Below are 23095 nucleotides of genomic sequence, written 5' to 3'. Positions count from 1 at the left end.
AGTTCGATGCTGCGCATCGCCCCGGAATGACAGGAAGCAAAGAGCTTCGCATGACCGACGACAATGATGCGAAGCTGATCGAGGCCGGGCGAAAACTGTTCGCGCGCGACTGGCAGTTCATCTGGGCCTCGCCGTCGATCCAGACGTTGCCACCGATGGCGGGACTGGAGATCGCCTTTGCCGGGCGCTCCAATGTCGGCAAGTCCAGCCTGATCAATGCGCTCACTGGTCGCAACACGCTGGCCCGCACCTCGCATACGCCGGGCCGCACCCAGGAGCTGATCTTCTTCGAGGTCCCCGGGAAAAGGGATCTGCGCCTCGTCGACATGCCCGGCTACGGCTATGCCAAGGCACCGAAAAGCCAGGTCGCATCCTGGACCGAGCTGATCCACAAATTCCTGCTGGGTCGCGCCTCGCTCGCGCGCGTCTATGTGCTGATCGACGCGCGGCATGGGCTGAAGGACGTCGATCTCGAAGTGCTGAAGACGCTCGATCGCTCGGCGGTCAGCTATCAGATCGTGCTGACCAAGGCCGACCAGGTGAAGGCCTCCGAGCTAGAAGCGCGCATCGCCGAGACCGAGACTGCTCTCGCCAAACATCCGGCCGCGTTCCCGAGCGTGCTCGCGACCTCCTCGCGCAACTCGACCGGCATGGCCGAGTTGCGGGCCGCGATGGCGAAGCTGCTGGAAGAGCGGGCGTCGTGATGGTGGCGCACCGCCTCGCGATTGGGCTTGCCGGTTTGATGGGCGCCGCCGGCGTCGCGCTGGCCGCCGCCTCCGCTCACGGCGCGGATGCCAGCCGCCTCGCCTCCGCCAGTGCCATGCTGCTGTTTCATGCGACTGCCATATTGGCCGTGATCGCCCTGCTCGCACGTGGGCTCCTGCATGGCGGAATCGGGCTCATTGCTGCATTCGGCTTCGTGATTGGCACCGCGCTGTTCGCGGGGGATCTGACCTTGCGGCAGTATGCCGGGCACTCGCTGTTTCCCATGGCCGCACCGACGGGCGGAACGGTGATGATCTTGGGTTGGCTCGCGGTGACGCTGGCGGCGGTGGTCGCGAGAAAGTAGGTCTCGTGCCCCGGACGCAGCGCAGCGCTTCAGCGGTGCGCTGCTGAGCCGGGGGCCCATGCCGCTTTCTGGGGCCCGGCTCAGCGGCGCGGCACTACGCGCCGCACCGCGTCCGGGACACGAGAGCGGCATGCCAGCAACGCTTTGCGCCGCGCCCGCCAATCGGATAGAACGCGCACCGACAGTCCCGCCAGCGAGATCCGCCCCATGACCGACATCTCTCCGCTCGACCAGGCCCGCATCCTGTCCGAAGCGCTGCCGCACATGCAGCAGTATGACGAGGAAACCATCGTCATCAAATATGGCGGTCATGCCATGGGCGACGAGGAGACCGCGAAGAATTTTGCCCGCGACATCGTGCTGCTGGAGCAGACCGCGATCAATCCGGTGGTCGTGCATGGCGGCGGACCGCAGATCGCGACCATGCTCAAGCGCCTCGGCATCGTCTCGGAATTCGCCGCCGGCCTGCGCATCACCGACAAGGCGACCATTGAGATCGTCGAGATGGTGCTGGCCGGCTCGGTCAACAAGCAGATCGTCGGCTACATCAACGAGGCCGGCGGCAAGGCCGTGGGCCTGTCGGGCAAGGACGGCAACATGGTGAAGGCGTCGAAGACGACGCGCACCATCATCGATCCGGACTCGCATATCGAGAAGGCGGTCGATCTCGGTTTCGTCGGCGACCCCGAGAAGGTCGACCTCACGCTGCTCAACCAGCTGATCGGCTACGAGCTGATTCCGGTGCTGGCGCCGCTCGCGACCTCGCAGGACGGCCAGACCTTGAACATCAACGCCGACACCTTTGCCGGTGCGGTCGCCGGCGCGCTGAAGGCAAAACGCCTCTTACTGCTCACCGACGTGCCCGGCGTGCTCGACAAGTCGAAGAAGCTGATCCCGCAGTTGTCGGTCAAAGACGCGCGAAAATTGATCGCCGACGGCACCATCTCCGGCGGCATGATCCCGAAGGTCGAGACCTGCATCTACGCGCTCGAGCAGGGCGTCGAGGGCGTCGTCATCATCGACGGCAAGATGCAGCACGCGGTGCTGCTCGAGCTCTTCACCAACCAGGGCACGGGCACGCTGATCCACAAGTGAAGAGCGAGCGGACAAAGAAAACCGTCATGGCCGGGCGTGTCCCGGCCGTCCACGACCTTTCGTTCCACGCCAAGAACGTGGATGCCCGGCACAAGGCCGGGCATGACGAGCGGAAGACGAGGCCACACCGCCGCTCCCTCCTCACCCGCATCCTGATGACGCTGCCTGCCGCAGCCGTCTCGTTCTTCTTCTCCTCCGCGCCGGCTTTCGCCGACCTCAAGATCTGCAACCGCATGTCCTATGTGGTCGAGGCTGCGATCGGCATCGACGACAAGGCGGCGACCGCGACGCGTGGCTGGTTCAGGATCGATCCCGCGGCCTGCCGCGTGGTGGTGCAGGGCACGCTGACTGCCGACCGCATTTTGCTCAACGCGCGCGCGCTCGGCGTCTATGGCGCCTCACCGATCCCGCAGAGCGGCAGCGACATGCTGTGCGTAGCGCAGGACAATTTCGTCATCGCCGCCGCGCGGCAGTGCCGCAGCGGCCAGACACAGGTCCCCTTCACGCAAGTGACGCCGACGCGCGGCGACGACGGCAATGCAGTCGCCTATCTCGCCGAGGATTCCGAATATGACGACGAGCAGGCGCGCCTTGCCGGCATCCAGCGCCTCCTGGTGATCATCGGCTACGACGTCGGCGCCATCGACGGCGTCGACGGGCCGAAGACGCAAGGAGCGCTCGCCGCATTCCTGAAGAGCCGCGGCCTGTCGTCCGACGCCGTATCGTCGCCCAATTTCTTCAAGACCATGGTCGATGCGACGCAGACGCCCTCGTCGAGCGGCCTGACATGGTGCAACGACACGCCGCACAAGGTGATGGCGGCGGTTGCGACCGACGACGGCAAGTCGGTGACGAGCCGCGGCTGGTACCGCATCGATCCCAAGACCTGCCTGCATCCCGACGTGACGGGCACGCCGAAGCGGATCTTCAGCTTTGCGGAAGCCCTCGATGCCGACAACCGTGTTATCAAGCTCAAGGATAAGCCGTTGAACTGGGGCGGCGACAAGCAGCTCTGCACGCGCGAGACCAAGTTCGAGACCGTTGAGCAGACCGATTGCGGCGCGCGAGGGTTTGCGGCGACGGGATTTGGCGCGGTGGACATGTCGAGCGGCGGCAAGACGCTGCGCTTTGCGATGCCGTGATGGTCTTGCTGTGATCAGGTCGTCGTCGCCCACAACTCCCCCATCGTCGCTGCGAAAGCAGGGACCCATAGTCCCAGGGAACAGTGTGACGCACGATGGTAGTTGCCAGTCTTCGCCAAACTCGATCCCGTGGTTATGGGTTCCGGATCGGCGCTCCGCTTCGCTGCGCTTGTCCGGGACGACAGCAGAGAATGTGGCTACGCTTGTCCGGAACGACGAGTTGAGAATGCCTACATGAAATCTCCCCGCGCCTTCACCCACATCGACACCTGGGTGTTCGACCTCGACAACACGCTCTACCCGCATCACGTCAATCTGTGGCAGCAGGTCGATGCACGCATCGGCGAGTTCGTGTGCAACTGGCTGAACGTCGGCCCGGAGGAAGCGCGCAGGATCCAGAAGGATTATTATCTGCGCTTCGGCACCACCATGCGCGGCATGATGACCCTGCACGGCGTGCGTGCGGACGACTACCTCGCCTATGTGCACAAGATCGATCACTCTCCCCTGGAGCCGAATCCGCAGCTTGGCGAAGCCATCGCAAAGCTGCCGGGACGAAAACTGATCCTGACCAATGGCTCGGTCGACCATGTCGATGCCGTGCTGGCGCGGCTCGGCCTCGCCAGCCATTTCGACGGCGTGTTCGACATCATCGCGGCCGGCTTCGAGCCGAAGCCGGCACCGCAGACCTATCGAAAATTTCTGGCCGACCACGCCGTCGATCCGACCCGGGCGGCGATGTTCGAGGACCTCGCCCGCAATCTCACCGTTCCCCACGCGCTCGGCATGACCACCGTGCTGGTGGTGCCTGACGGCACCAAGGAAGTGGTGCGCGAGGATTGGGAGCTGGAGGGACGGGACGCAAACCATGTCGATCACGTCACGGATGATCTGACGGGATTTTTGGCGCGATTGTCCCACCCCCAATAGCCGTTATTCCCCGCGAAAGGAGGTATCCAGTAATCACCGCCATCTCGGTTTATCACGACTGCCGCGGCGTACTGGATCACCCGCTTTCGCGGGTGATGACAGCGGGCCAAGCTTGACTCTCCCGGCCCAAATCCCGAAAAAGCGCCCCAATCCATCAAAATTCCCTGATCCGAAGAGGAAAGCCCGATGTCCCTGTCCGCCCTCGAATCCACCATCAACAGCGCCTTCGACGCGCGTGACGGCATCTCGACCTCGACCAAGGGCGAGGTACGCGAGGCCGTGGACCAGGCGCTGGAGACGCTGGACAAGGGCGAGGCGCGCGTTGCCGAGCGCGGCGCTGACGGCAAGTGGAAGGTCAATCAGTGGCTGAAGAAGGCGGTGCTGCTGTCCTTCCGCCTCAACGACATGGACGTGATTCCCGGCGGCCCGGGCAAGGCCAGCTGGTGGGACAAGGTGCCCTCGAAGTTCGAAGGCTGGGGCCCGAACCGTTTTCGCGATGCGGGCTTTCGCGCGGTCCCCGGCGCCGTCGTCCGCCGCTCGGCCTTCATCGCCAGGAACGTCGTGCTGATGCCGTCCTTCGTCAATCTCGGCGCTTACGTCGATGAGAGCACCATGGTCGACACCTGGGCGACCGTCGGCTCCTGCGCGCAGATCGGCAAGCGCGTGCACATCTCCGGCGGCGCCGGCATCGGCGGCGTGCTCGAGCCGCTCCAGGCCGAGCCCGTCATCATCGAGGACGACTGCTTCATCGGCGCGCGCAGCGAGGTTGCCGAAGGCGTGATCGTGCGCAAGGGCGCGGTGCTGGCGATGGGCGTGTTCCTGGGCGCCTCGACCAAGATCGTCGACCGCGAGACCGGCGAGGTCTTCATGGGCGAAGTGCCGGAATATTCGGTGGTGGTGCCCGGCGCGCTGCCCGGCAAGCCGATGAAGAACGGCGAGATCGGTCCGAGCACCGCCTGCGCCGTGATCGTCAAGCGCGTCGACGAGCGCACGCGCTCGAAGACCAGCATCAACGAGCTGCTGCGGGACTAAGCGCGCCACGAACGTAAACCTATCACCGACACCCTGAGGTGGCCGCCTCTTCGGGGGCCCTCGAAGGGCGACGGCCCGGCTGCCGGCTGCATCACGGCCGTTCATCCTCGAGGCTCCCGGCGCGATGCCTTGCATCGCGCCACTCGCACTCAGGCTGACGGGTTTAGTCTAGCCCACCCGGCGGCATGCATGTTAAGCGGAGCGCATGACAGATGCTCTCTCGATTGCCCGCGATCTCATTCGCTGCCCCTCGGTAACCCCTGAAGATGCCGGCGCGCTCGGCGTGCTTGAGAAAGTGCTGGGCACAGCGGGCTTCATTTGCCACCGCGTAACCTTCAGCGAGGAAGGCACCGCCGACGTCGACAATCTCTATGCGCGGATCGGCACAGACGGCCCGCACATCACCTTTGCCGGCCACACCGACGTGGTGCCGCCGGGTGACGAGAGCGCCTGGAGCGTCGGCGCGTTTTCCGGCGAGGTGAAGGACGGTTTTCTGCACGGCCGCGGCGCGGTCGACATGAAGGGCGGCATCGCCTGCTCGGTCGCAGCTGTCCTGGAGCATCTCGCCGCCAATGGGGGCAAGCCGCGCGCGGACGGGACGGGCTCGATTTCGTTCCTGATCACGGGTGACGAGGAAGACGTCTCCATCAACGGTACCATCAAGCTGCTCAAATGGGCCGCCGAGCGCGGCGAAAAATTCGATCATTGCGTGCTCGGGGAGCCCTCCAATGTCGAGACGCTCGGCGACACGATCAAGGTCGGCCGCCGCGGCTCGCAATCGGGCACACTTTACGTCGAAGGCGTGCAGGGCCACGTCGCCTATCCGCACCGCGCCTCCAATCCGGTGCCGGATATTTCCCGCTTGATCGTCGCGATCTCCGACGAGCCGCTCGACCATGGCAGCGCGCAATTCCAGGCCTCCAATCTCGAATTCACCTCAGTCGACGTCCGCAACAAGGCCTACAACGTCATCCCCGGCGAGGCCCGCGCCAAATTCAACATCCGCTACAACGACAACCACACCCAGGCGTCCTTGCGCGAGCTGCTCGAGACGCGGCTCGCCAAAGCCTGCGGCAACCGCATCAAGGCCCGCATCGTCTGGGAGCCGTCGAACTCCAACGTGTTCGTGACCAAGCCCGGCCCGTTCACCGATCTCGCGGTGTCGGCGATCGAGGAGGTGACGGGGCGCAAGCCGGAGCTGTCGACGAGCGGTGGGACGTCGGATGCGCGGTTCATCTCGAGCTATTGCCCGGTGATCGAGTTCGGGCTCGTGGGCCAGACCATGCACCAGGTCGACGAGCGCGTGCCGGTGACGGATCTGGAGAAGCTGACGAAGGTGTATCGCGGGATTTTGGCGCGGTATTTTGGGTAGGCGCGGCTGTCGCCCAGCACACCACTGTCATCGCCCGCGAAGGCGGGCAATCCAGTATTCCAAAGGCAGCAGCGATAGAGTCGAGAGGCCGCGGCGTACTGGATGCCCCGCCTTCGCGGGGCAGGACACTGAGCGTGAAGCGGGAGCTCCCACCTCTTCAGTAGTCCACCCTCATCAAATAAAGCCCCTCGGGCGGGGGCGACGATGCCGCAGGCGGCGCGATTGCGGGCTTTGAGCGCTGCGGAGAGGTCGTCCGCGGTCCAGCGGCCCTCGCCGACCCAGACCAGCGATCCCACCATCGAGCGGACCTGGCTATGCAGGAACGAGCGTGCCGACGTCACGATGGTGATCTCGCGGCCGTCGCGCAGCACGTCGAGCTGGTCGAGCGTCTTCTCCGGCGACTTGGCCTGGCACTCGGTGTCGCGGAAGGTGGTGAAATCGTGCTTGCCGAGCAGGCGCTGCGCTGCCGCATGCATCGCATCGGCATCGAGCCGGCGCGGCACCCGCCAAGCGTGGCCGACGTCGAGCGCGAGATTGGCGCGGGTGTTGATGACGCGATAGCGGTAGTGGCGCTTCACGGCCGAGAAGCGCGCCTCGAATGTATCAGGGACGATCTCCGCCTCGAGCACCGCGATCGGATGCGGGCGCAGATGCGCATTGAGCCCGTCGCGAAAGCGGCCCGGCGGAAACTGCTTCTCGACATCGACATGCGCGACCTGGCCGCGCGCATGCACACCGGCATCGGTTCGGCCGGCGCCGTGCACGCGCAAATCCGCGCCGGTCATCGCCTTCACGGCCGCTTCCAGCGCGCCCTGCACCGACGGCAGCGTGTCCTGGATCTGCCAGCCGAAGAACGGCGCGCCGTCATATTCGATGGTGAGCTTGTAGCGGGGCATCTCAATCCGGGTGGTGTCATCATCCGCGAAGGCGGATGATCCAGTACTCCGAGACATCTCTGCTCAGGCGAGAAGCCTCGGCGTACTGGATACCCCGCCTTCGCGGCGTATGACAGCCTTAGGTGAATTTGGCTCCCGCCCTCAGCGGCACGCCGCGCAGGAAGTCCGCGGCCTGCATGCGGGCCTTGCCTTCGCGCTGCAGCTCGATGATGCGGATCGCGCCCTCCCCACAGGCGATGGTGAGGAGGTCGTCGAGCACCTCGCCCGGCGCGCCCGAGCCTTTCGCCAGCTCGCAACGCAGGATCTTGACGCGCGCATTGTCGGCTAGGCCGTCAAGTTCGGTCCAGGCGCCGGGGAACGGGGACAGGCCGTGGATGTGGCGGAGCACCGCGCGCGCCGACTTCGTCCAGTCGATCCGCGCCTCGGCCTTGTCGATCTTGGCGGCATAGGTGACGCCGTCCTCGCTCTGCTTTTTGAGCTGGAGCCCGCCGCGTTCGAGCGCGGCCATGGTGCGGACCATCAGATCGGCGCCGAGACGGGAGAGGCGATCGTGCAGGTCGAGCGCGGTCATGGTGTCGGTGATCGGAAGCCTTTCGGCCATCGCGACGTCGCCGGTATCGAGGCCGACATCCATCTTCATCACCATCACGCCGCTTTCGGCGTCGCCGGCCATGATCGCGCGGTTGATCGGCGCGGCGCCGCGCCAGCGCGGCAGGAGCGAGGCGTGCAGATTGTAGCAGCCGAGCTTCGGCGCATCGAGGATCGCCTGCGGCAGGATCATGCCGTAGGCGACGACGACGGCTGCATCGGCGTCGAAGGCGCGAAATTCTTCCAGCGCTTCCGGTGTCCTCAACGTCTTCGGCGTCAGCACGGGCACGCCGAGCTTTCGCGCGGCTTCCTCGACCGGGGTCGGCTGCAGTTGCAAGCCGCGCCGCCCGCCCGGCTTCGGCGCGCGGGTGTAGACCGCCGCGATCTCGTGGCCGTGCGCGACCAGCTCGAGCAGCGTCGGCACGGAGAAATCGGGCGTGCCCATGAAGATGAGGCGGAGGGGCATGGGGAAACCTGCGAACGACGCAAATCCAGTGACGGGTCGTTCCGGGGCGGCTCGAAGAGCCGAACCCGGAATCTCGAGGTTCCGGGTTCGATGCTGCGCATCGCCCCGGAACGACGCAGAGCCCTACTCGCCCGCGCGCTTGGCGGCTTTCTCGAACTTCTTCATCACGCGGTCGCGCTTGAGCTTCGACAGATAGTCGACGAACAGCACGCCGTTGAGATGGTCGATCTCGTGCTGGATGCAGGTGGCGTAGAGGCCTTCGGCATCCTCCTCGTGCACCTTGCCGTCGAGATCGGTGAAGCGCACGCGCACCTTCGCGGGGCGCTCGACCTCCTCGTAATATTCGGGGATCGACAGGCAGCCTTCTTCGTAGGTGGACAGCTCCTCGGAGGACGCGATGATCTCGGGGTTGATGAACACGCGCGGTTCCGGCTTGGTCTCGCCGTCCTGGTTGGGCTTGGCGAGGTCCATGGTGATCAGCCGCAGCGGCTGCGCGACCTGGATCGCCGCAAGCCCGATCCCGGGAGCGTCGTACATGGTCTCGAACATGTCGTCGGCAAGCTTGCGGATCTCCGGCGTGACCTTCTCGATCGGCTTGGAGACCAGTCGCAGCTGCTTGTCCGGCAGGATGATGATTTCTCGTAGGGCCATGTCGGCGATTTAAGCCGCGCGCCGGATGCGGTCAATGCGGCCAGGAACCCGGCTCACGCTCCACTCACGATAAAACTTCAGGTTTCGTTAACCATAAAATTTAGGGAGTTCTTTACCAAATACGTTCCCTCTTCGTTCGCGCCTCAATGCGAATCGGCTAGAAGGGCTGGCATGAACGAGATCATTTTCTTGGCTGGCGACTGGCCGGTGCGCACCATCGATGCGCTGATCGGCTTCGGCGCGCTGGTCCTCATCCTGCTGGTTGTGATTGCGGTCGTGATCGCGCGCTCGGGACGGCGCGGCGCGGAACTCGCCACGGCCCAGGCGATCCGGGCCGACGAGCTCGAGGAGCGCCTGGCCCAGGTGCTGCGCGCCCAGGCCGAGGCCTCCGGCCGGGTCGACGCCATGACCCAGGCGCTGGCCGGCCGCCAGGCCGAGATGGCCCGGGCGGTCAATGAGCGGCTGGATTCGGTGACCCACCGCGTCGGCCAGTCCATGGAACACTCGACCCGCAACACCATGGAGAGCCTGCGGGCGCTGCACGAGCGGCTCGGCATCATCGACAACGCGCACAAGAACCTCACCGACCTCACCACGCAGGTGACCACCTTGCGCGACGTGCTCGCCAACAAGCAGTCGCGCGGCGCCTTCGGCCAGGCGCGCATGGAGGCGATCGTCCAGGACGGTCTGCCGAAAGGGTCTTACGAGTTCCAGTTCACGCTTTCGACCGGCAAGCGCCCGGACTGCGTCGTGTTCCTGCCCGACCAGCGCCCGCTCTGCATCGACGCCAAATTCCCGCTGGAGGCGATGACGGCGCTGCACGATGCCCGCACCGACGAGGAGAAGCGCCTCGCCACGCAGCGGCTGCGCGGCGACGTGATGAAGCATGTCAGCGACATCGCGGAGAAATATCTCGTCGCCGGCGAGACCCAGGAGATGGCGCTGATGTTCGTGCCGTCGGAATCGGTCTACGCCGAGATCCATGACGGTTTCGACGACGTGATCCAGAAGGCCTATCGCGCCCGCGTGGTGCTGGTGTCGCCCTCGCTCCTGATGCTCGCGATCCAGGTGATGCAGCAGATCATGAAGGACGCACGCATGCGCGATGCCGCCGACCTGATCCAAACCGAGGTGATCAAGCTCGGCGACGATCTCGGCCGCCTGCGCGAGCGCGTGCTGAAGCTGCAGAAGCATTTCGCCGACGCCAACGAGGACGTCCGCCAGATCCTGATCTCCGCCGACAAGATCGAGAAGCGGGCGGGGCGAATCGAAGAGCTCGATTTCAGCAAGACCGACGCGCCGGAAGGCCCGCGGCTGGTGGCGACGGGCGCGGGCGAGCTGTTTCCGCGGAAGCTCCAGGCGGGGGAGTAGAATTGTAGTACATTGTCACGCCCCGCGAAGGCGGAGGCATCCAATACGTCGCAGCGATTGTGGTTGAACCGAGACGCTGGTGATTACTGGATCGTCCGCCTTCGCGGACGATGACAGCGCAGTGGGAGGCGGCAGATGGGCACACGCCACTACTACGTCTACTTCCTCGCCAGCGGGATTGGCGGTACGCTGTACATCGGCGTGACCAATGACCTCATCCGCCGCGTAGCGCAGCACAAGTCCAAACTCATTGAGAGCTTCACTGAAAAGTACGATAGCCGGGCCGCCATGACGCTGTCATGCCCCGCGAAGGCGGGGCATCCAGTACGCCGCAGCGGGTGTGATTGAGCCGAAATGCTGGTGATTACTGGATCGTTCGCCTTCGCGGACGATGACAAGAGGGGAGTTAAGAGCTCCCGCCTCACTGACCGCCCCTCCAGAATCTGCTAACACCGCCCCATGACCGCACCCGAGGTGACCTCCCCCGCCGCTAGCCCCGCCCCCGCGACCTCATGGCGCGAGAGCCTGGGCGTGTACCTGCAATCGCGGGTACTGATCGTGCTGTTCCTCGGTTTTTCCTCGGGGCTGCCGCTGGCGCTGTCGGGCTCGACGCTGCTGGTGTGGATGCGCGAGGCCGGGGTCGATCTGGAGACGATCGGAAAACTTGCGCTGGTCGGCACGCCCTACACGCTGAAGTTTCTCTGGGCGCCGCTCGTCGATGCGCTCCATGTTCCGATCTTCACCCGCATCTTCGGGCGACGTCGCGGCTGGCTCCTGTTCTCGCAACTACTGCTGATCGTCTCGATCCTGCTGCTTGCAATGACCGATCCTGCGCGCTCGATCCTACTCGTCGCCCTTGCCGCGCTGCTGGTGGCCATGACGTCTGCAACGCAGGACATCGTCGTCGACGCCTTCCGCGTCGAAAGCCTGCCCGAAAGCGAGCAGGCCGCGGGCATGGCCTCCTATGTGGCGGCCTATCGCATCGGCATGCTGGTCTCGACCGCGGGCGCGCTGTTCATCGTATCCGGCTTCGAAGGCACGGGCATCGGGCGGCCCAGCGCCTGGATGTGGGGCTATATGACCATGGCCGCGCTCGTGCTGATTGGCACCATCACCGCGCTGGCCGCAACCGAGCCGGAACAATCGGTCCGGGCGGAAGCAGCATCGAAGTCGGAAGCCGCTTTCAACCGCGTCCTGCATGCAACGATCGGCGCCTTTTCAGAATTTCTGTCACGCAAGGATGCGCTGGCGGCGCTTGCCTTCGTCGTGCTGTTCAAATTCACCGACGCATTCTCCGGGACCATGACTGCGCCGTTCGTGATCGACCTCGGCTTCACCCGCAACGACTACGCGGCGATCGTAAAGGGCGTCGGGCTGGCCGCGACCCTGATCGGCGGCTTTGCCGGCGGCTTCGTTGCACGTCGCTATTCGCTCGCAACGAGCTTGTGGATCGGCGGGGTGGTGCAGGCGATCGCGAACCTCTCCTTCTCGTGGCTCGCACTTATCGGCACCAACCAATGGGCGCTGGCATTCGCCATTACCTGCGAGAACTTCACCAGCGCGATCGGCACCGTGATTTTTGTCGCGTACCTGTCCGCGCTCTGCCAGAACCCGCTGCACACCGCCACGCAATACGCGCTGCTGACGGCGCTTGCCGCGGTGGGGCGGACTTATCTTTCAGCAGGCGCGGGCTATGCGGCCCATGCGACCGGCTGGGCGCTGTTCTTCGTGATCTGCGTGCTGGTGGCGATCCCGAGCTTGGTGCTGCTGGCCTGGCTGCAGAAGCGCGGGCATTTCGAGGCGCTGGGACCGGTCAGGGTTTAGGCCCATCTCTCTCCTTCGTCATTGCGAGGAGCTCTTGCGACGAAGCAATCCAGACTGTTTCCGCGCAGAAAGTCTGGATTGCTTCGCTTCGCTCGCAATGATGACGGAGAGAGAGCAATCGCGCCTCCTACTGCTTCCTGATCAGGCTCCATTTCGTGATCACGGCCTCGCTCATTTGGCCGGGATCGCTGGCGCAAGCGACCTCGTCGACCTTGACCGAGATCTCCTTGCCGACGAACGATTTCAGCTGCGCGGCCTGCGCGTCGCTGGAGGTGACGAGCTGGAAGGTCTCGGGCCCGGTCTCGAGATTGCACAGCCCGCTCGGCGGCGGCAGGCGGCGCGGCTCGGAGGTGATCTGGTACATCGCAACCCGCTTGCCGGCGTTCTTGAAGTCGCGCACCTTCAGCGCATTCAGCTCGCCCGAGAGCACGTCGCCATTGTTGATGGGCTTGCCGGGCTTGGTCGGCGGCGGCGCCCCGCCGCCCTGCTGAGCGGAGATAGCCGGGGTCACCACCGTCATCATCATCAGGGCCAAAGCCAGCCGTTTGGCGAATCGTTTCGTCATGTCGTCCGTTCCGTGAAGTCTGGATTGTTAGAACAGGGTCCGCTGCCGCATGGCGGCCGATAGCGTACCTTCATCGAGATAATCAAGCTCGCCGCCGACCGGCACACCGTGCGCGAGTCGGGTTACTTTGACGTTGGCGTCCTGAAGCAGGTCGGTGATGTAATGCGCCGTGGTTTGGCCGTCGACGGTGGCGTTCAGCGCCAGGATGATCTCGTGCACCTCGGCGGCATGCGCCCGCGCCACCAGCGCGTCGATTGTGAGGTCCTGCGGACCGACGCCGTCGAGCGGCGACAAGGTCGCGCCCAGCACGTGATAGCGGCCTTGGGTCGCATTGGCCCGCTCCAGCGCCCAGAGATCGGCGACGTCGGCGACAACGACGATGATGGCAGGATCGCGCTTCGGATCGGTGCAGACCGTGCAGGGATTTTGCGTGTCGATGTTGCCGCAGGTCTTGCAGACCTGGACCTTGTCGAGCGCGACCTGCAAGGCCGAGGACAGCGGCATCATCAGCGCTTCGCGCTTCTTGATCAGATGCAGCGCCGCGCGCCGCGCCGAGCGCGGGCCAAGGCCCGGCAGCCGCGCGAGAAGCTGGACCAGCCGCTCGATCTCGGGACCTGCAACCGCGCCCATCTTACTGGCCGAACAGCCCCGGCGGCAGGCCGAGCCCGCCGGTCAGCGCCTGCATCTTCTCCTGCATCGCCGTCTCCGCCTTGCGGCGGGCATCGCCAAAGGCGGTGACGAGCAGGTCTTCCAGCACTTCGCGCTCTTCCGCCTTCATCAGCGAGGGATCGATCTTGACGCCCTTGACGTCCATCTTGGCGGTCATGCGCACGGCGACGAGACCGCCCCCGGAGATGCCCTCCACCTCCACGTTGCCGAGCTGCTCCTGCATCTCCTGCATCTTGGATTGCAGCTGCGCTGCCTGCTTCATCATGCCGAGAAAGTCAGCCATGGGTGCTCGTCCTTGTTGGCGCCATCCATCGTCATCGCGCCCTAGCTTGTTGTTTGAGCATGATCTGGTCGGAAAACCGTTTCGCACTTTGCGTTACGCGGCCCTTCGGGTCCGGATCATGCTCAGAGATCGTCGTCGCCGTCGGAATCGTCGGGCGGATCGTCAGTGCCATAGTCGGCATTAATATTGGATTCCGGCGCCTCGGGGGCAAGCCTGCGGACCTCGACGACTTTCGCGCCGGGAAAACGCGACAGCACCTCCTGCACGCGCGGATCGGCCTCCGCAGTGCGGGCATGCTCCTGCTTAGCGGCCTGGTTTACCGAGCGCAGCGTCGGCTGGCCCTGCTCGTTGGAGACGATCACGGTCCAGCGGCGGCCGGTCCAGAGCTCGAATTTCTTCGCAAGCTCCGAGATCATGGTCTTGGAGGCGTTGGGCTCGAGCGCGACCTCGAGCCGGCCCTCCTCGAAACGAACGAGGCGCATGTCGCCCTCGAGCGCGCCCTTGGTCAGGAGGTCGCGCTTCTGCCCGGCAAGCGCGACGAGCTGGGTGAAGCTGGTGATGCGGAGCTGAGGCGCCGCACCTTGCGGATTGGGCGCGGGCGCCGCCATCTGCGGCCGGGCAGCGCCGCCGAACGCGGTCGGCGATGATGTCGGCATGCGCACCGGCGCCGCTGAGGTCACGGGCGCTGCGGAGGCCATTGGTGCAGCCGGCGCACTGCGCGCGCTACTGCCGCCGCTCGCGACTGGTGAGCCGCCGCCATTCTGCTCCAGCATCCTGATCGCCTCGTCCGGCGTCGGCAGGTCGGCGACATAGGCGATGCGCACCAGCACCATCTCGGCGGCCGCGGCGGGCCGCGTCGCAGCCTGCACCTCGGTGATGCCCTTGAGCAGCATCTGCCACGTCCGCGACAGCACCCGCATCGAGATCTTCGCGGCGAAATCCTTCGCGCGGACGCGCTCGGTCTCGCCATAGGCGACGTTGTCAGCAGTCGCCGGCACGATCTTCACCCGGGTGACGAAGTTCACGAACTCAGCGAGATCGGACAGCACGACGATCGGATCGGCCCCGACATCGTACTGGTCGCGGAACTCCTTGAAAGCCGCGGCGATGTCGCCGCGCACCAGCGAATCGAACAGGTCGATGACGCGGGTGCGGTCGGCAAGGCCCAGCATCTGCCTGACCGCATCGGCCTTCACCTGCCCCGCCGCATGTGCGATCGCCTGGTCGAGCAGCGACAGCGAATCGCGCACCGAGCCTTCCGCGGCGCGCGCGATGATGCCGAGCGCCTCCGGCTCGATCTCGACGCTTTCCTTCGCGGCGATGTTGGCGAGGTGCTTCATCAGCACGTCGGCCTCGACGCGGCGCAGGTCGAAGCGCTGGCAGCGCGACAGCACGGTGACCGGAACCTTGCGGATCTCGGTGGTCGCGAACACGAACTTAGCGTGCTCCGGTGGTTCCTCCAGCGTCTTCAGGAAGGCGTTGAACGCCGCCGTCGACAGCATGTGGACTTCGTCGATGATGTAGACCTTGTAGCGGGCGCTGGCCGGCGCATAGCGCACGCTGTCATTGATCTGGCGGACGTCGTCGACGCCGGTATGCGAGGCCGCGTCCATCTCAAGCACGTCCATGTGCCGGCTTTCCATGATCGCCTGGCAATGCACGCCCAAGGTTGGCATTTGGATGGTCGGCCCCTTCACCGAGCCATCCGGCATCTCGTAGTTGAGTGCACGCGCGAGGATGCGCGCGGTGGTCGTCTTGCCGACGCCGCGGACGCCGGTGAGAATCCAGGCCTGCGGAATCCGCCCGGTCTCGAACGCGTTGGAGACGGTGCGGACCACGGCCTCCTGGCCGATCAGATCGTCGAACGAGGAGGGACGGTATTTGCGCGCCAGTACGCGGTAAGGCGCGTTGCCGGCCGGGCCGGCGCTATCGGGATTGGAAGGGGCGCCAGCGTCGGTCATCGGTCGATCCGCAATGAAATGTCTCTCGGCCGGCTTTTGCGGAAAGGAGCGCGCGCTGGCGGGAAGCCCGCCGGCGCAATTCGCTCGGAAAAACAGGTAGGAGACTGACGAGCGACCCGATCCGGACCTCGTTAGGGCTGCTTCCTTCCGGACCTGACCCGGTTGGCGAGTGGCTCGTCCACCGCCAATCTCCCGGTCCCTATTTGGGGCCAAAGGAAGCGGAAAGCAAGCGGGTATCGCCCCGAACCGTCTGGGTTTGCCCAGCATCCGGGCAAATCCGGATCTGCCCAGCCGATAGGCTGTGCTTTCACTGATGGGACCACCTTGCTAAGAACGCTGCCGGAACTCCACCCAACCAGAAAAGCGATTGATCCCAATGGTTACACGTCGTGATGTTGCATCGATTGTCGGACTTGGCGCGGTCACCGCAGCCGCGCTGGCCGCCCCAGCCGTGGCCCAGACCGCGGCCGACCCGAACGAATCGACCTTCGCCCGCATCCGTCGCACCAAGAAGATGCGGATCGGCGCGGTCGGCGGCGGCGCGCCCTATTACATGAAGGACCTCGCCACCGGCCAGTGGAAGGGTTTCTACATCGACATCGCCAAGGGGCTCGCCGACGACATGGAGGCCGAGCTCGAGATCACCGAAACCACCTGGGGCAATTCGGTGCTCGACCTGCAGTTCAACAAGATCGACATCTTCTTCGGCCTCAACCCGACGCCGAAGCGCGCGCTGGTGGTCGATTTCTCGGTGCCGGTCTTCAACAACGCGTTCGGCATCCTCTGCAAGAAGGACTTCAAGCCGAAGAGCTGGGCCGAGCTGAACTCGCCCGACGTCAAGATCGCCGTCGACCAGGGCTCCTCGCACGACCAGGTCGTCAGCCGCCTGACGCCGAAGGCGCAGATCTCGCGGCTGAAGACCGCCGACGATGCCACCGCTGCGCTGCAGACCGGCCGCGTCGACGCGCAGTGCCTGATCACCATGCTGTCGCTGACCGTCTTGAAGAAGAACCCGTCGCTCGGCCAGTTCGTGCTGCCGACGCCGATCTTCGCGACCACGTCCAACGCCGGCTTCCGCCGCGAGAACGACAAGACCTTCCGCGACTACGTCAACACCTGGATCGACTTCAACAAGGGCCTCGGCTTCATCCGCAACGCGATCATCACGAATATGGAGCTGGTGGGCGTGACCGAGGCGGACATCCCGCCGGGCGTGTCGCTGTAACATCAGCACCGTCATTCCGGGGCGATGCGCAGCATCGAACCCGGAATCTCGAGATTTCCGGGTTCGCCCTTCGGGCGCCCCGGAATGACAGTACGCACGACGAGCAAAAACACGCATGTATCAGTGGGACTTCGGCATCCTCTGGAGCTATCGCTGGCTCTTTCTCAACGGGCTTGGCGTCACTGTCGGCTTCACCGTGATCATCGTCGTGTGCGGGCTGCTGTTCGGCCTGCTCGGCGCGTTCGGCAGCCTGTCGCGCTTCAAGGCGGTACGGCTCGTCGCGCTCGCCTTTATCGAGGCGTTCCGCTGCACGCCGATCCTGGTGCAGCTGATCTGGTTCTACTACGCGCTGCCGATCCTCGCCGGGGTCGAGATGACGCCGATCACGGCATCCGCGCTGGCGCTCTCACTCTATGGCGGCTCGTTCTATTCGGAGATCATCCGCGGCGGCATCGTCTCGATCGACAGCGGCCAGTCGGAGGCCGGCGCCGCGCTCGGCATGACGCCGAGCCAGACGATGCGGCGCGTCGTGCTGCCGCAGGCGATCAAGCGCATGATCCCGGCGCTGATGAACCAGTCGATCATCCAGTTCAAGAACACCTCGCTGGTCTCGGTGCTCGCGGTGCCTGACCTCGTCTATCAGAGCCAGGTCGCCGCCCACGACAGCTATCGGCCGCTCGAGACCTACACGGCGGTCGCGGTCGCCTATGCGGCGATCCTGATTCCGCTCACCATCATCGTCCGCCGCGGCGAGAAGCGACTGGCGGTGAGCGAATGACCGAGACGCCGAAAATCGAGATCCGGGCCTTACGCAAAAGCTTCGGCAGCAACGAGGTTTTGAAGAACATCAATCTCGACGTCGCCAAGGCCGGCGTCGTGGCGCTGATCGGCCCGTCCGGCTCCGGCAAGTCCACGCTGCTCCGCTGCATCAACCTCCTGGTCGTGCCCGACGGCGGCAGCGTCCGTGTCGGCGAGACGCGCTTTGCGTTCGGCGATGGTTCCAAGCTGCCAGACGTGAAGACGCTGGCAAAATTCCGCGCCACCACAGGCATGGTGTTCCAGCACTTCAACCTGTTCCCGCACATGACGACGCTCCAGAACGTGATGGAGGGGCCGGTCACGGTGCGGCGCATGGCCAAGGCGGACGCCGAGAAGCTCGCGCGTGCTCAGCTTGCAAAAGTTGGCCTTGCCGAGAAGGCCGACCAATATCCGGCGACGCTCTCCGGCGGACAGAAGCAGCGCGTCGCGATCGCGCGTGCGCTGGCGATGGAGCCTGACGTCATGCTGTTCGATGAAGCCACCTCGGCGCTCGATCCCGAGCTCGTCGGCGAGGTGCTCAACGTGATGCAGCGCCTCGCCTCCGAAGGCATGACCATGGTGATCGTGACCCACGAGATCGCCTTTGCCCGCGAGGTCGCCAATCGCCTGATCTTCATGCGCGACGGCATCGTCGTCGAAGAAGGTCCGGCGCGGCAGGTGATCGACAATCCGCAGCAAGCCGCGACGCGCGCCTTCCTCAGCCATTTCCACCGCACCGGCGCGTTGCCGCCGGCCACGCCGGCATCGTGATGCAAAATATCCATCGCGTCTATCTCGTGACGGGCGCCGCCAGCGGCATCGGCCGCGCCACCGCAAGACTGCTCGCTGATCCCGGCATCGCGCTCCTGCTGCACACCCGCTCCAACGCCGAAGGTCTCGACGCCACTGCGGCGGAGGCCGAAGCGAAAGGCGCCCTTGTCGCCAAATGCCTTGGCGATCTCGCCGACGAGACTGCTGCCGCCAACGCCGTCGCCGCTGCGCGCGCCGTTTTCGGCCGGCTCGACGGATTGATCCTGGTCGGCGGCCATGCCCGCCGCGGCAGCGCCATCGGCACGCCGGCGGATGAGTTTCGTAAGGCGATGGACGAATCGGCGCTGGCGTTCACGCGCATGGTCGAGGCCGCGCTGCCGCTGTTACGGGCCGGGCAGGACGGGCGGATCGTGGCGGTGTCGTCCTTTGTCGCGCACGCGATCCGGCCCGAATTCGCGCCGTTCGCGGCCACCGCCGCAAGCCGTTCCGCGCTGGAAGCGCTGGTGCGGCTGACTGCGATCGAGCTTGCCAAGGACGGCATCACCGTCAACGCGGTTTCGCCCGGCCTCATCATCAAGGACAAGCCGAGCGAAAGCCGGCTCTCGCCCGAGCAGATTGCGGCTACCGAAGCGCTGATCCCGATGCGCCGCCGTGGGCGGCCGGAGGAAGTCGCCGAGATCATCGCCTTCCTGGCATCCCCGAAAGCATCCTACGTCACCGGCCAGGTCTGGCACGTCAATGGAGGCCTGACATGACCGAAGCAATCATCGCACGTCTGCGCCTGTTCCTGATCTAGAGCCCGATCAAGATGGCGCGCCTGCAGGGCGTCGGCAACGTCAAGGGCACGGTGAAGCGCGTGCTGATCGAGCTGACCTCGAGCGACGGCATTGTCGGCTGGGGCGAGGCCGCGCCCTGGGAGGTATTCACGGGAACGCCGGAAGCAGCATTCTCCGCGCTCGACATCTATCTGCGACCGATCTTGCTCGGCAAACCCGTGCGCCGCATCCGCGCGCTGATGGCCGAGCTCGACCGCGCGCTGGTCGGACACGCGGAAGCAAAAGTCGCCATCGAGATGGCGCTGCTCGACATCGTCGGCAAGGCGTCAGGCCTGTCCGTCGCCGACCTCCTCGGCGGCCGCGTGCGCGACACGATCCCCCTGTCGTTCTCCATTGCTGATCCGGATTTCGCTGCCGATCTCGAACGCATGCGAAAGATGGTTCCTGAAGGCAACGTCATCTACAAGGTCAAGACCGGCGTGAAGCCGCATCGCGATGACCTCGACCATCTCGAAGAGATCCGAAAAGAGTTCGGTGACAAGGTCGATCTGCGCGTCGACTACAACCAGGCGCTGGCGCCATTCGGCGCGATCAAGATCCTGCGCGATGTCCAGGAATTCGCGCCGACCTTCATCGAGCAGCCGGTGCCGCGCAAATTTCTCGACGTGATGGCGCAGCTCGCCGCGGCGCTGGAAACGCCCGTGCTCGCGGATGAGAGCTGCTTCGACCGCCGCGACATGATGGAGGTGGTGCGCCGCGAGGCCGCCGATGCCGTCTCGATCAAGCTGATGAAGGCCGGCGGCCTGTTCGAGGCGCAGGCCATCATGGCAATCGCCGACATCGCCGGCCTGCCCGGCTATGGCGGCACGCTATGGGAGGGCGGCATTGGCCTTGCCGCCGGCACGCAGCTGATCGCGGCGACGCCAGGCATCTCGCTCGGCTGCGAGTTCTACATGCCGCATCACGTGCTGACCGAGGATGTGCTGGAAGAGCGCGTCGCCAACCGCGGCGGCCACGTCGTGGTGCCCGAGGGCCCCGGCCTCGGCATCCGCGTCAGCGACGCCTCCATCCGCGCCAATGCGCGGGTGCTTGCGGAGGCGTAAGCCACCGGCGCGGCCACAAACTCGGTTGTCGTCCCCGGGCAAGCGTCAGCGCAGACCCGGGACGACGATCGCGTATGCGGCGGCCGCGTAGCGCAATCCTTCCCCTATCGGACCCCATATCGTATGGTCTGAACCAACCAGCCCGCCCTACGGGCCATCCGGAAACGCATATGTCTGATCCCGCCTGGTCGCTGCATTCCCGTCTGAAAGAGGACACCATCGACATCGGAGATCTGCCGCTGTCGAAGGTGCTGGTCATCAAGGACGCGCATTATCCCTGGCTGCTGCTGGTGCCGCGGCGGGTCGATGCGGTCGAGATCATCGATCTCGACGAGGTGCAGCAGGCGCAGCTGATGACCGAAATCTCCCGGGTCTCGCGCGCGCTCAAGGAGATCACCAAATGCGACAAGCTCAATGTCGCAGCGCTCGGCAACCTCGTGCCACAGCTTCACGTCCACATCATCGCGCGCCGCACCAGTGACGCGGCCTGGCCGCGGCCCGTCTGGGGCGTGATGCCGCCGCTGGCACACGATGCTGCCGAGGTTCAGAATTTCATCAGCGCGCTTCGCCGAAAAATCTGGTTGGGTTGAAAGAATAACAATGTCAGCATTCGACGCATTTCCGCTGGGGCAGCCGGCCTTCGTCACCAATGGCCTCGATCGCGCCGCGCATCTGCGCCGCGACGATGAAAAGCTGTTCGCGCTGGAGCAGAAATCCTCATCGCGTGCCTATGTCGTTTACCGCGACTCGCTGCTGGTGAAGCGCGAGGGTGACAAGGTGCGCGCGCAGCTCGGAATCGACGAGGCGCTGAAATGCGGCGCCAATCCCGGCACGATCTTTCTGGGGCTGCGCGATGGCGCCGCGATTTTCGGCATGGGTCTATCGCAGGCCGCCGCAGAGAAGCTGATCGGCCGCGAGGATTACACCGTCACCGAGCTGCGCGGCATGGCGATGCAGGGCGTCATCCCGCCCGACGAGCTCTCGGCGATCGCGATGGCGAAGTCGATGGTCGGCTGGCACCAGCGCCACGGCTATTGTGCCAATTGCGGCGCGCGCAGCGCGATGAAGGAAGGCGGCTGGAAGCGGGATTGCCCTGCCTGCAAGGCCGAGCATTTTCCGCGCACCGACCCCGTCGTGATCATGCTGGTGGCGTCCGGCGACAAATGCCTGCTCGGCCGCCAGAAGCAGTTTCCGCCGGGCATGTTCTCGTGCCTCGCCGGCTTCGTCGAGGCCGCCGAGACGATCGAGGATGCGGTGCGCCGTGAGATCCTCGAAGAATCCGGCATCCGCTGCACCGATGTGCAGTATTACATGACGCAGCCCTGGCCCTATCCGTCGTCGCTTATGATCGGCTGCAGCGCGCGGGCGCTGAACGAGGACATCGTCGTCGACCACTCCGAGCTGGAAGACGCGCGCTGGTTCACGCGCGAGGAAGCGGCCAAGATGCTGACGCGGACCCATCCGGACGGACTCGCCGGGCCACACCCCTTCGCCATCGCCCATCATTTGCTCGGCCGCTGGGTGCACGACAAGAGCTGACCGCCGATAGCACTACCTGCGACCGCGCCGCGCATCCTCTGCATTGGCACCCGCGGCACGATCTGGCCGAACGAGGGCGCGCTGGAGGAGACACCGGCCTTCCCGGTGGAGGCGGTCGATACGCTGGGCGCCGGCGAATCTTCCACGGCGCCTTGACGCTTCGCCTCGCCGAGCGGGCAGGCGTTGCGATTCGCCGCGGCTACCGCAGCGCTGAAATGCTAGCCGCCATGGCGGTGGCCTGGCTGCCCCACAACGTATTGAATTTGAAGAGTTTTTGCGCCCCCGCCCTAGAGCAATTCCACTGCTACGCCGAGAATATGGGCTTGCTGTGGAAAGATTTTCTCTATATCAGGGAAATCCGCCCCTGAAATGGAACAAAGTTCTTCAAATGACTGACCTCGCTGTCCACCTGCCCGAGACCAGCCGCCGCCTCGACGCCATCGACCGCAAGATCTTGATGGTACTCCAGGAGGATGCCTCCCTCTCGGTCGCCGAGATTGGCGACCGTGTCGGCCTGTCCTCGACCCCCTGCTGGAAACGCATTCAGCGGCTTGAAGCCGACGGCGTGATCCTGAAGCGGGTTGCCCTCGTCGACCAGAACAAGATCGGGCTCGGCATCTCCGTATTCGTCTCGGTCGAGAGCGCCGATCATTCCGACGCCTGGCTGAAGAAATTCGCCGAAGCCGTCAGCGCCATGCCCGAGGTGATGGAATTCTATCGCATGGCCGGCGACGTCGATTACATGCTGCGCGTCGTGGTCGCGGACATGCAGGCCTATGACGTGTTCTACAAGAAGCTGATCAGCGCCGTGCCGCTGAAGAACGTTACGTCGCGCTTCGCCATGGAGAAGATCAAGTCGGTGACCGCGCTGCCGATCCCGGCGGTCGTGGCGGCGTAGAAAGCTCGCGTATCGCCACAGAGTAAACTGTCATCGCCCGGCTTGACCGGGCGATCCAGTACTCCGTGACG

The 23095-nt window shown here is 65.1% G+C and carries 23 protein-coding genes, 1 other RNA gene and 3 pseudogenes; 19 read left to right on the top strand and 8 right to left on the bottom strand.

Annotation, left to right across the window (positions count from 1 at the left end; all coding sequences use genetic code 11):
- Positions 1 to 50 precede the first annotated feature (50 nt).
- The 7 genes from yihA to dapE all read left to right on the top strand — a co-directional run bounded on the left by yihA (position 51) and on the right by dapE (position 6640).
- Positions 51 to 704, top strand: coding sequence for a ribosome biogenesis GTP-binding protein YihA/YsxC (gene yihA, locus ACVWY3_RS32710; protein WP_456842139.1), 654 nt, complete (start codon positions 51 to 53; stop codon positions 702 to 704).
- Entirely contained in the window at positions 704 to 1069 is a 366-nt protein-coding gene (locus ACVWY3_RS32705; protein ID WP_456843517.1) for a DUF423 domain-containing protein, read from the top strand. Before yihA ends, ACVWY3_RS32705 begins: the two co-directional genes overlap by 1 nt.
- 207 nt (positions 1070 to 1276) lie before the next feature.
- On the top strand, positions 1277 to 2164 hold the full coding sequence (gene argB, locus ACVWY3_RS32700) for an acetylglutamate kinase (RefSeq protein WP_235541610.1): 888 nt from the start codon (positions 1277 to 1279) through the stop codon (positions 2162 to 2164).
- Positions 2165 to 2319: 155 nt separating this feature from the next.
- On the top strand, positions 2320 to 3306 hold the full coding sequence (locus tag ACVWY3_RS32695) for a DUF1036 domain-containing protein (RefSeq protein WP_456843516.1): 987 nt from the start codon (positions 2320 to 2322) through the stop codon (positions 3304 to 3306).
- 234 nt (positions 3307 to 3540) lie between these two features.
- Positions 3541 to 4236, top strand: coding sequence for a pyrimidine 5'-nucleotidase (locus ACVWY3_RS32690; RefSeq protein WP_456842138.1), 696 nt, complete (start codon positions 3541 to 3543; stop codon positions 4234 to 4236).
- 186 nt (positions 4237 to 4422) lie between these two features.
- Entirely contained in the window at positions 4423 to 5268 is an 846-nt protein-coding gene (gene dapD, locus ACVWY3_RS32685) for a 2,3,4,5-tetrahydropyridine-2,6-dicarboxylate N-succinyltransferase (RefSeq protein WP_456842137.1), read from the top strand.
- A gap of 205 nt (positions 5269 to 5473) precedes the next feature.
- Positions 5474 to 6640, top strand: coding sequence for a succinyl-diaminopimelate desuccinylase (gene dapE / locus ACVWY3_RS32680; RefSeq protein WP_456842136.1), 1167 nt, complete (start codon positions 5474 to 5476; stop codon positions 6638 to 6640).
- A 157-nt stretch (positions 6641 to 6797) separates the two neighbouring features.
- Here the strand turns inward: dapE and truA are convergent.
- The 3 genes and pseudogenes from truA to def form a co-directional block, all read right to left on the bottom strand.
- A pseudogene (truA, locus tag ACVWY3_RS32675) lies at positions 6798 to 7536 on the bottom strand (tRNA pseudouridine(38-40) synthase TruA).
- A 118-nt stretch (positions 7537 to 7654) separates the two neighbouring features.
- On the bottom strand, positions 7655 to 8590 hold the full coding sequence (fmt, locus tag ACVWY3_RS32670; RefSeq protein ID WP_456842135.1) for a methionyl-tRNA formyltransferase: 936 nt from the start codon (positions 8588 to 8590) through the stop codon (positions 7655 to 7657).
- A gap of 123 nt (positions 8591 to 8713) precedes the next feature.
- Positions 8714 to 9241, bottom strand: a complete 528-nt coding sequence (gene def, locus ACVWY3_RS32665) for a peptide deformylase (protein ID WP_456842134.1) — start codon at positions 9239 to 9241, stop codon at positions 8714 to 8716.
- Positions 9242 to 9412: 171 nt separating this feature from the next.
- Between def and ACVWY3_RS32660 the strand changes: the two genes are divergently transcribed.
- From ACVWY3_RS32660 to ACVWY3_RS32650, 3 genes and pseudogenes are all read left to right on the top strand, one after another.
- Positions 9413 to 10612 (top strand): DNA recombination protein RmuC, encoded by a 1200-nt coding sequence (locus ACVWY3_RS32660; protein ID WP_456842133.1) that lies wholly within the window; start codon positions 9413 to 9415, stop codon positions 10610 to 10612.
- A 135-nt stretch (positions 10613 to 10747) separates the two neighbouring features.
- Positions 10748 to 10888: pseudogene (locus ACVWY3_RS32655) on the top strand (GIY-YIG nuclease family protein); the annotation flags it as partial.
- 183 nt (positions 10889 to 11071) lie between these two features.
- Positions 11072 to 12436 (top strand): AmpG family muropeptide MFS transporter, encoded by a 1365-nt coding sequence (locus ACVWY3_RS32650; RefSeq protein ID WP_456842132.1) that lies wholly within the window; start codon positions 11072 to 11074, stop codon positions 12434 to 12436.
- 127 nt (positions 12437 to 12563) lie between these two features.
- Here the strand turns inward: ACVWY3_RS32650 and ACVWY3_RS32645 are convergent, their stop codons facing one another.
- From ACVWY3_RS32645 to ffs, 5 genes are all read right to left on the bottom strand, one after another.
- Positions 12564 to 13001: a hypothetical protein gene (locus ACVWY3_RS32645; protein WP_456842131.1), complete on the bottom strand. Its 438-nt coding sequence runs from the start codon at positions 12999 to 13001 to the stop codon at positions 12564 to 12566.
- A gap of 27 nt (positions 13002 to 13028) precedes the next feature.
- Entirely contained in the window at positions 13029 to 13631 is a 603-nt protein-coding gene (gene recR / locus ACVWY3_RS32640; protein ID WP_027561562.1) for a recombination mediator RecR, read from the bottom strand.
- A 1-nt stretch (position 13632) separates the two neighbouring features.
- Positions 13633 to 13953, bottom strand: a complete 321-nt coding sequence (locus tag ACVWY3_RS32635) for a YbaB/EbfC family nucleoid-associated protein (protein WP_027561563.1) — start codon at positions 13951 to 13953, stop codon at positions 13633 to 13635.
- Between the two features lie 122 nt (positions 13954 to 14075).
- Entirely contained in the window at positions 14076 to 15914 is a 1839-nt protein-coding gene (locus ACVWY3_RS32630; protein ID WP_456842130.1) for a DNA polymerase III subunit gamma/tau, read from the bottom strand.
- Between the two features lie 96 nt (positions 15915 to 16010).
- Positions 16011 to 16107, bottom strand: an RNA gene (gene ffs, locus ACVWY3_RS32625) — signal recognition particle sRNA small type.
- Between the two features lie 183 nt (positions 16108 to 16290).
- On the opposite strand from ffs, the gene ACVWY3_RS32620 reads away from it, so the two are divergent.
- From ACVWY3_RS32620 to ACVWY3_RS32580, 9 genes and pseudogenes are all read left to right on the top strand, one after another.
- Entirely contained in the window at positions 16291 to 17139 is an 849-nt protein-coding gene (locus ACVWY3_RS32620) for a transporter substrate-binding domain-containing protein (protein ID WP_456842129.1), read from the top strand.
- Between the two features lie 115 nt (positions 17140 to 17254).
- On the top strand, positions 17255 to 17917 hold the full coding sequence (locus ACVWY3_RS32615; RefSeq protein WP_456842128.1) for an amino acid ABC transporter permease: 663 nt from the start codon (positions 17255 to 17257) through the stop codon (positions 17915 to 17917).
- Positions 17914 to 18708: an amino acid ABC transporter ATP-binding protein gene (locus ACVWY3_RS32610; protein ID WP_456842127.1), complete on the top strand. Its 795-nt coding sequence runs from the start codon at positions 17914 to 17916 to the stop codon at positions 18706 to 18708. Before ACVWY3_RS32615 ends, ACVWY3_RS32610 begins: the two co-directional genes overlap by 4 nt.
- Positions 18708 to 19463 (top strand): SDR family NAD(P)-dependent oxidoreductase, encoded by a 756-nt coding sequence (locus tag ACVWY3_RS32605; RefSeq protein ID WP_456842126.1) that lies wholly within the window; start codon positions 18708 to 18710, stop codon positions 19461 to 19463. The genes ACVWY3_RS32610 and ACVWY3_RS32605 overlap by 1 nt, the downstream gene beginning before the upstream one ends.
- Positions 19464 to 19516: 53 nt before the next feature.
- Positions 19517 to 20587, top strand: coding sequence for a muconate cycloisomerase family protein (locus ACVWY3_RS32600; RefSeq protein ID WP_456842125.1), 1071 nt, complete (start codon positions 19517 to 19519; stop codon positions 20585 to 20587).
- A gap of 170 nt (positions 20588 to 20757) precedes the next feature.
- Positions 20758 to 21177 carry an HIT domain-containing protein gene (locus ACVWY3_RS32595; RefSeq protein ID WP_027561570.1) on the top strand — a complete coding sequence of 140 codons (420 nt, stop codon included), beginning with the start codon at positions 20758 to 20760 and terminating at the stop codon, positions 21175 to 21177.
- Positions 21178 to 21187: 10 nt separating this feature from the next.
- The gene (nudC, locus tag ACVWY3_RS32590) at positions 21188 to 22126 is read left to right on the top strand and encodes an NAD(+) diphosphatase (protein ID WP_456842124.1); all 939 of its coding nucleotides are present in this window, start codon (positions 21188 to 21190) and stop codon (positions 22124 to 22126) included.
- Positions 22127 to 22171: 45 nt separating this feature from the next.
- Positions 22172 to 22415 (top strand): annotated as a pseudogene (locus ACVWY3_RS32585) (PfkB family carbohydrate kinase); the annotation flags it as partial.
- Positions 22416 to 22514: 99 nt separating this feature from the next.
- Entirely contained in the window at positions 22515 to 23024 is a 510-nt protein-coding gene (locus ACVWY3_RS32580) for an Lrp/AsnC family transcriptional regulator (RefSeq protein ID WP_456842123.1), read from the top strand.
- Positions 23025 to 23095: the final 71 nt, after the last annotated feature.

The sequence above is a fragment of the Bradyrhizobium sp. USDA 4486 genome, from assembly GCF_054057995.1.
The sequence above is the reverse complement of the archived record's forward strand: the minus strand, read 5'-3'. Positions and strand labels throughout refer to the sequence as shown.

Bases quoted from the DNA above. Each gene is read 5' to 3' on its own strand.
- yihA (WP_456842139.1), top strand. From the start codon at position 51: ATGACCGACGACAATGATGCGAAGCTGATCGAGGCCGGGCGAAAACTG.
- ACVWY3_RS32605 (WP_456842126.1), top strand. From the start codon at position 18,708: ATGCAAAATATCCATCGCGTCTATCTCGTGACGGGCGCCGCCAGCGGC.
- nudC (WP_456842124.1), top strand. From the start codon at position 21,188: ATGTCAGCATTCGACGCATTTCCGCTGGGGCAGCCGGCCTTCGTCACC.
- recR (WP_027561562.1), bottom strand. From the start codon at position 13,631: ATGGGCGCGGTTGCAGGTCCCGAGATCGAGCGGCTGGTCCAGCTTCTC.
- ACVWY3_RS32695 (WP_456843516.1), top strand. From the start codon at position 2,320: ATGACGCTGCCTGCCGCAGCCGTCTCGTTCTTCTTCTCCTCCGCGCCG.
- ACVWY3_RS32635 (WP_027561563.1), bottom strand. From the start codon at position 13,953: ATGGCTGACTTTCTCGGCATGATGAAGCAGGCAGCGCAGCTGCAATCC.
- ACVWY3_RS32595 (WP_027561570.1), top strand. From the start codon at position 20,758: ATGTCTGATCCCGCCTGGTCGCTGCATTCCCGTCTGAAAGAGGACACC.
- fmt (WP_456842135.1), bottom strand. From the start codon at position 8,590: ATGCCCCTCCGCCTCATCTTCATGGGCACGCCCGATTTCTCCGTGCCG.
- ACVWY3_RS32660 (WP_456842133.1), top strand. From the start codon at position 9,413: ATGAACGAGATCATTTTCTTGGCTGGCGACTGGCCGGTGCGCACCATC.
- argB (WP_235541610.1), top strand. From the start codon at position 1,277: ATGACCGACATCTCTCCGCTCGACCAGGCCCGCATCCTGTCCGAAGCG.
- dapD (WP_456842137.1), top strand. From the start codon at position 4,423: ATGTCCCTGTCCGCCCTCGAATCCACCATCAACAGCGCCTTCGACGCG.
- ACVWY3_RS32610 (WP_456842127.1), top strand. From the start codon at position 17,914: ATGACCGAGACGCCGAAAATCGAGATCCGGGCCTTACGCAAAAGCTTC.
- ACVWY3_RS32615 (WP_456842128.1), top strand. From the start codon at position 17,255: ATGTATCAGTGGGACTTCGGCATCCTCTGGAGCTATCGCTGGCTCTTT.
- ACVWY3_RS32645 (WP_456842131.1), bottom strand. From the start codon at position 13,001: ATGACGAAACGATTCGCCAAACGGCTGGCTTTGGCCCTGATGATGATG.
- ACVWY3_RS32580 (WP_456842123.1), top strand. From the start codon at position 22,515: ATGACTGACCTCGCTGTCCACCTGCCCGAGACCAGCCGCCGCCTCGAC.
- ACVWY3_RS32650 (WP_456842132.1), top strand. From the start codon at position 11,072: ATGACCGCACCCGAGGTGACCTCCCCCGCCGCTAGCCCCGCCCCCGCG.
- ACVWY3_RS32600 (WP_456842125.1), top strand. From the start codon at position 19,517: ATGGCGCGCCTGCAGGGCGTCGGCAACGTCAAGGGCACGGTGAAGCGC.
- dapE (WP_456842136.1), top strand. From the start codon at position 5,474: ATGACAGATGCTCTCTCGATTGCCCGCGATCTCATTCGCTGCCCCTCG.
- def (WP_456842134.1), bottom strand. From the start codon at position 9,241: ATGGCCCTACGAGAAATCATCATCCTGCCGGACAAGCAGCTGCGACTG.
- ACVWY3_RS32690 (WP_456842138.1), top strand. From the start codon at position 3,541: ATGAAATCTCCCCGCGCCTTCACCCACATCGACACCTGGGTGTTCGAC.
- ACVWY3_RS32630 (WP_456842130.1), bottom strand. From the start codon at position 15,914: ATGACCGACGCTGGCGCCCCTTCCAATCCCGATAGCGCCGGCCCGGCC.
- ACVWY3_RS32620 (WP_456842129.1), top strand. From the start codon at position 16,291: ATGGTTACACGTCGTGATGTTGCATCGATTGTCGGACTTGGCGCGGTC.
- ACVWY3_RS32705 (WP_456843517.1), top strand. From the start codon at position 704: ATGGTGGCGCACCGCCTCGCGATTGGGCTTGCCGGTTTGATGGGCGCC.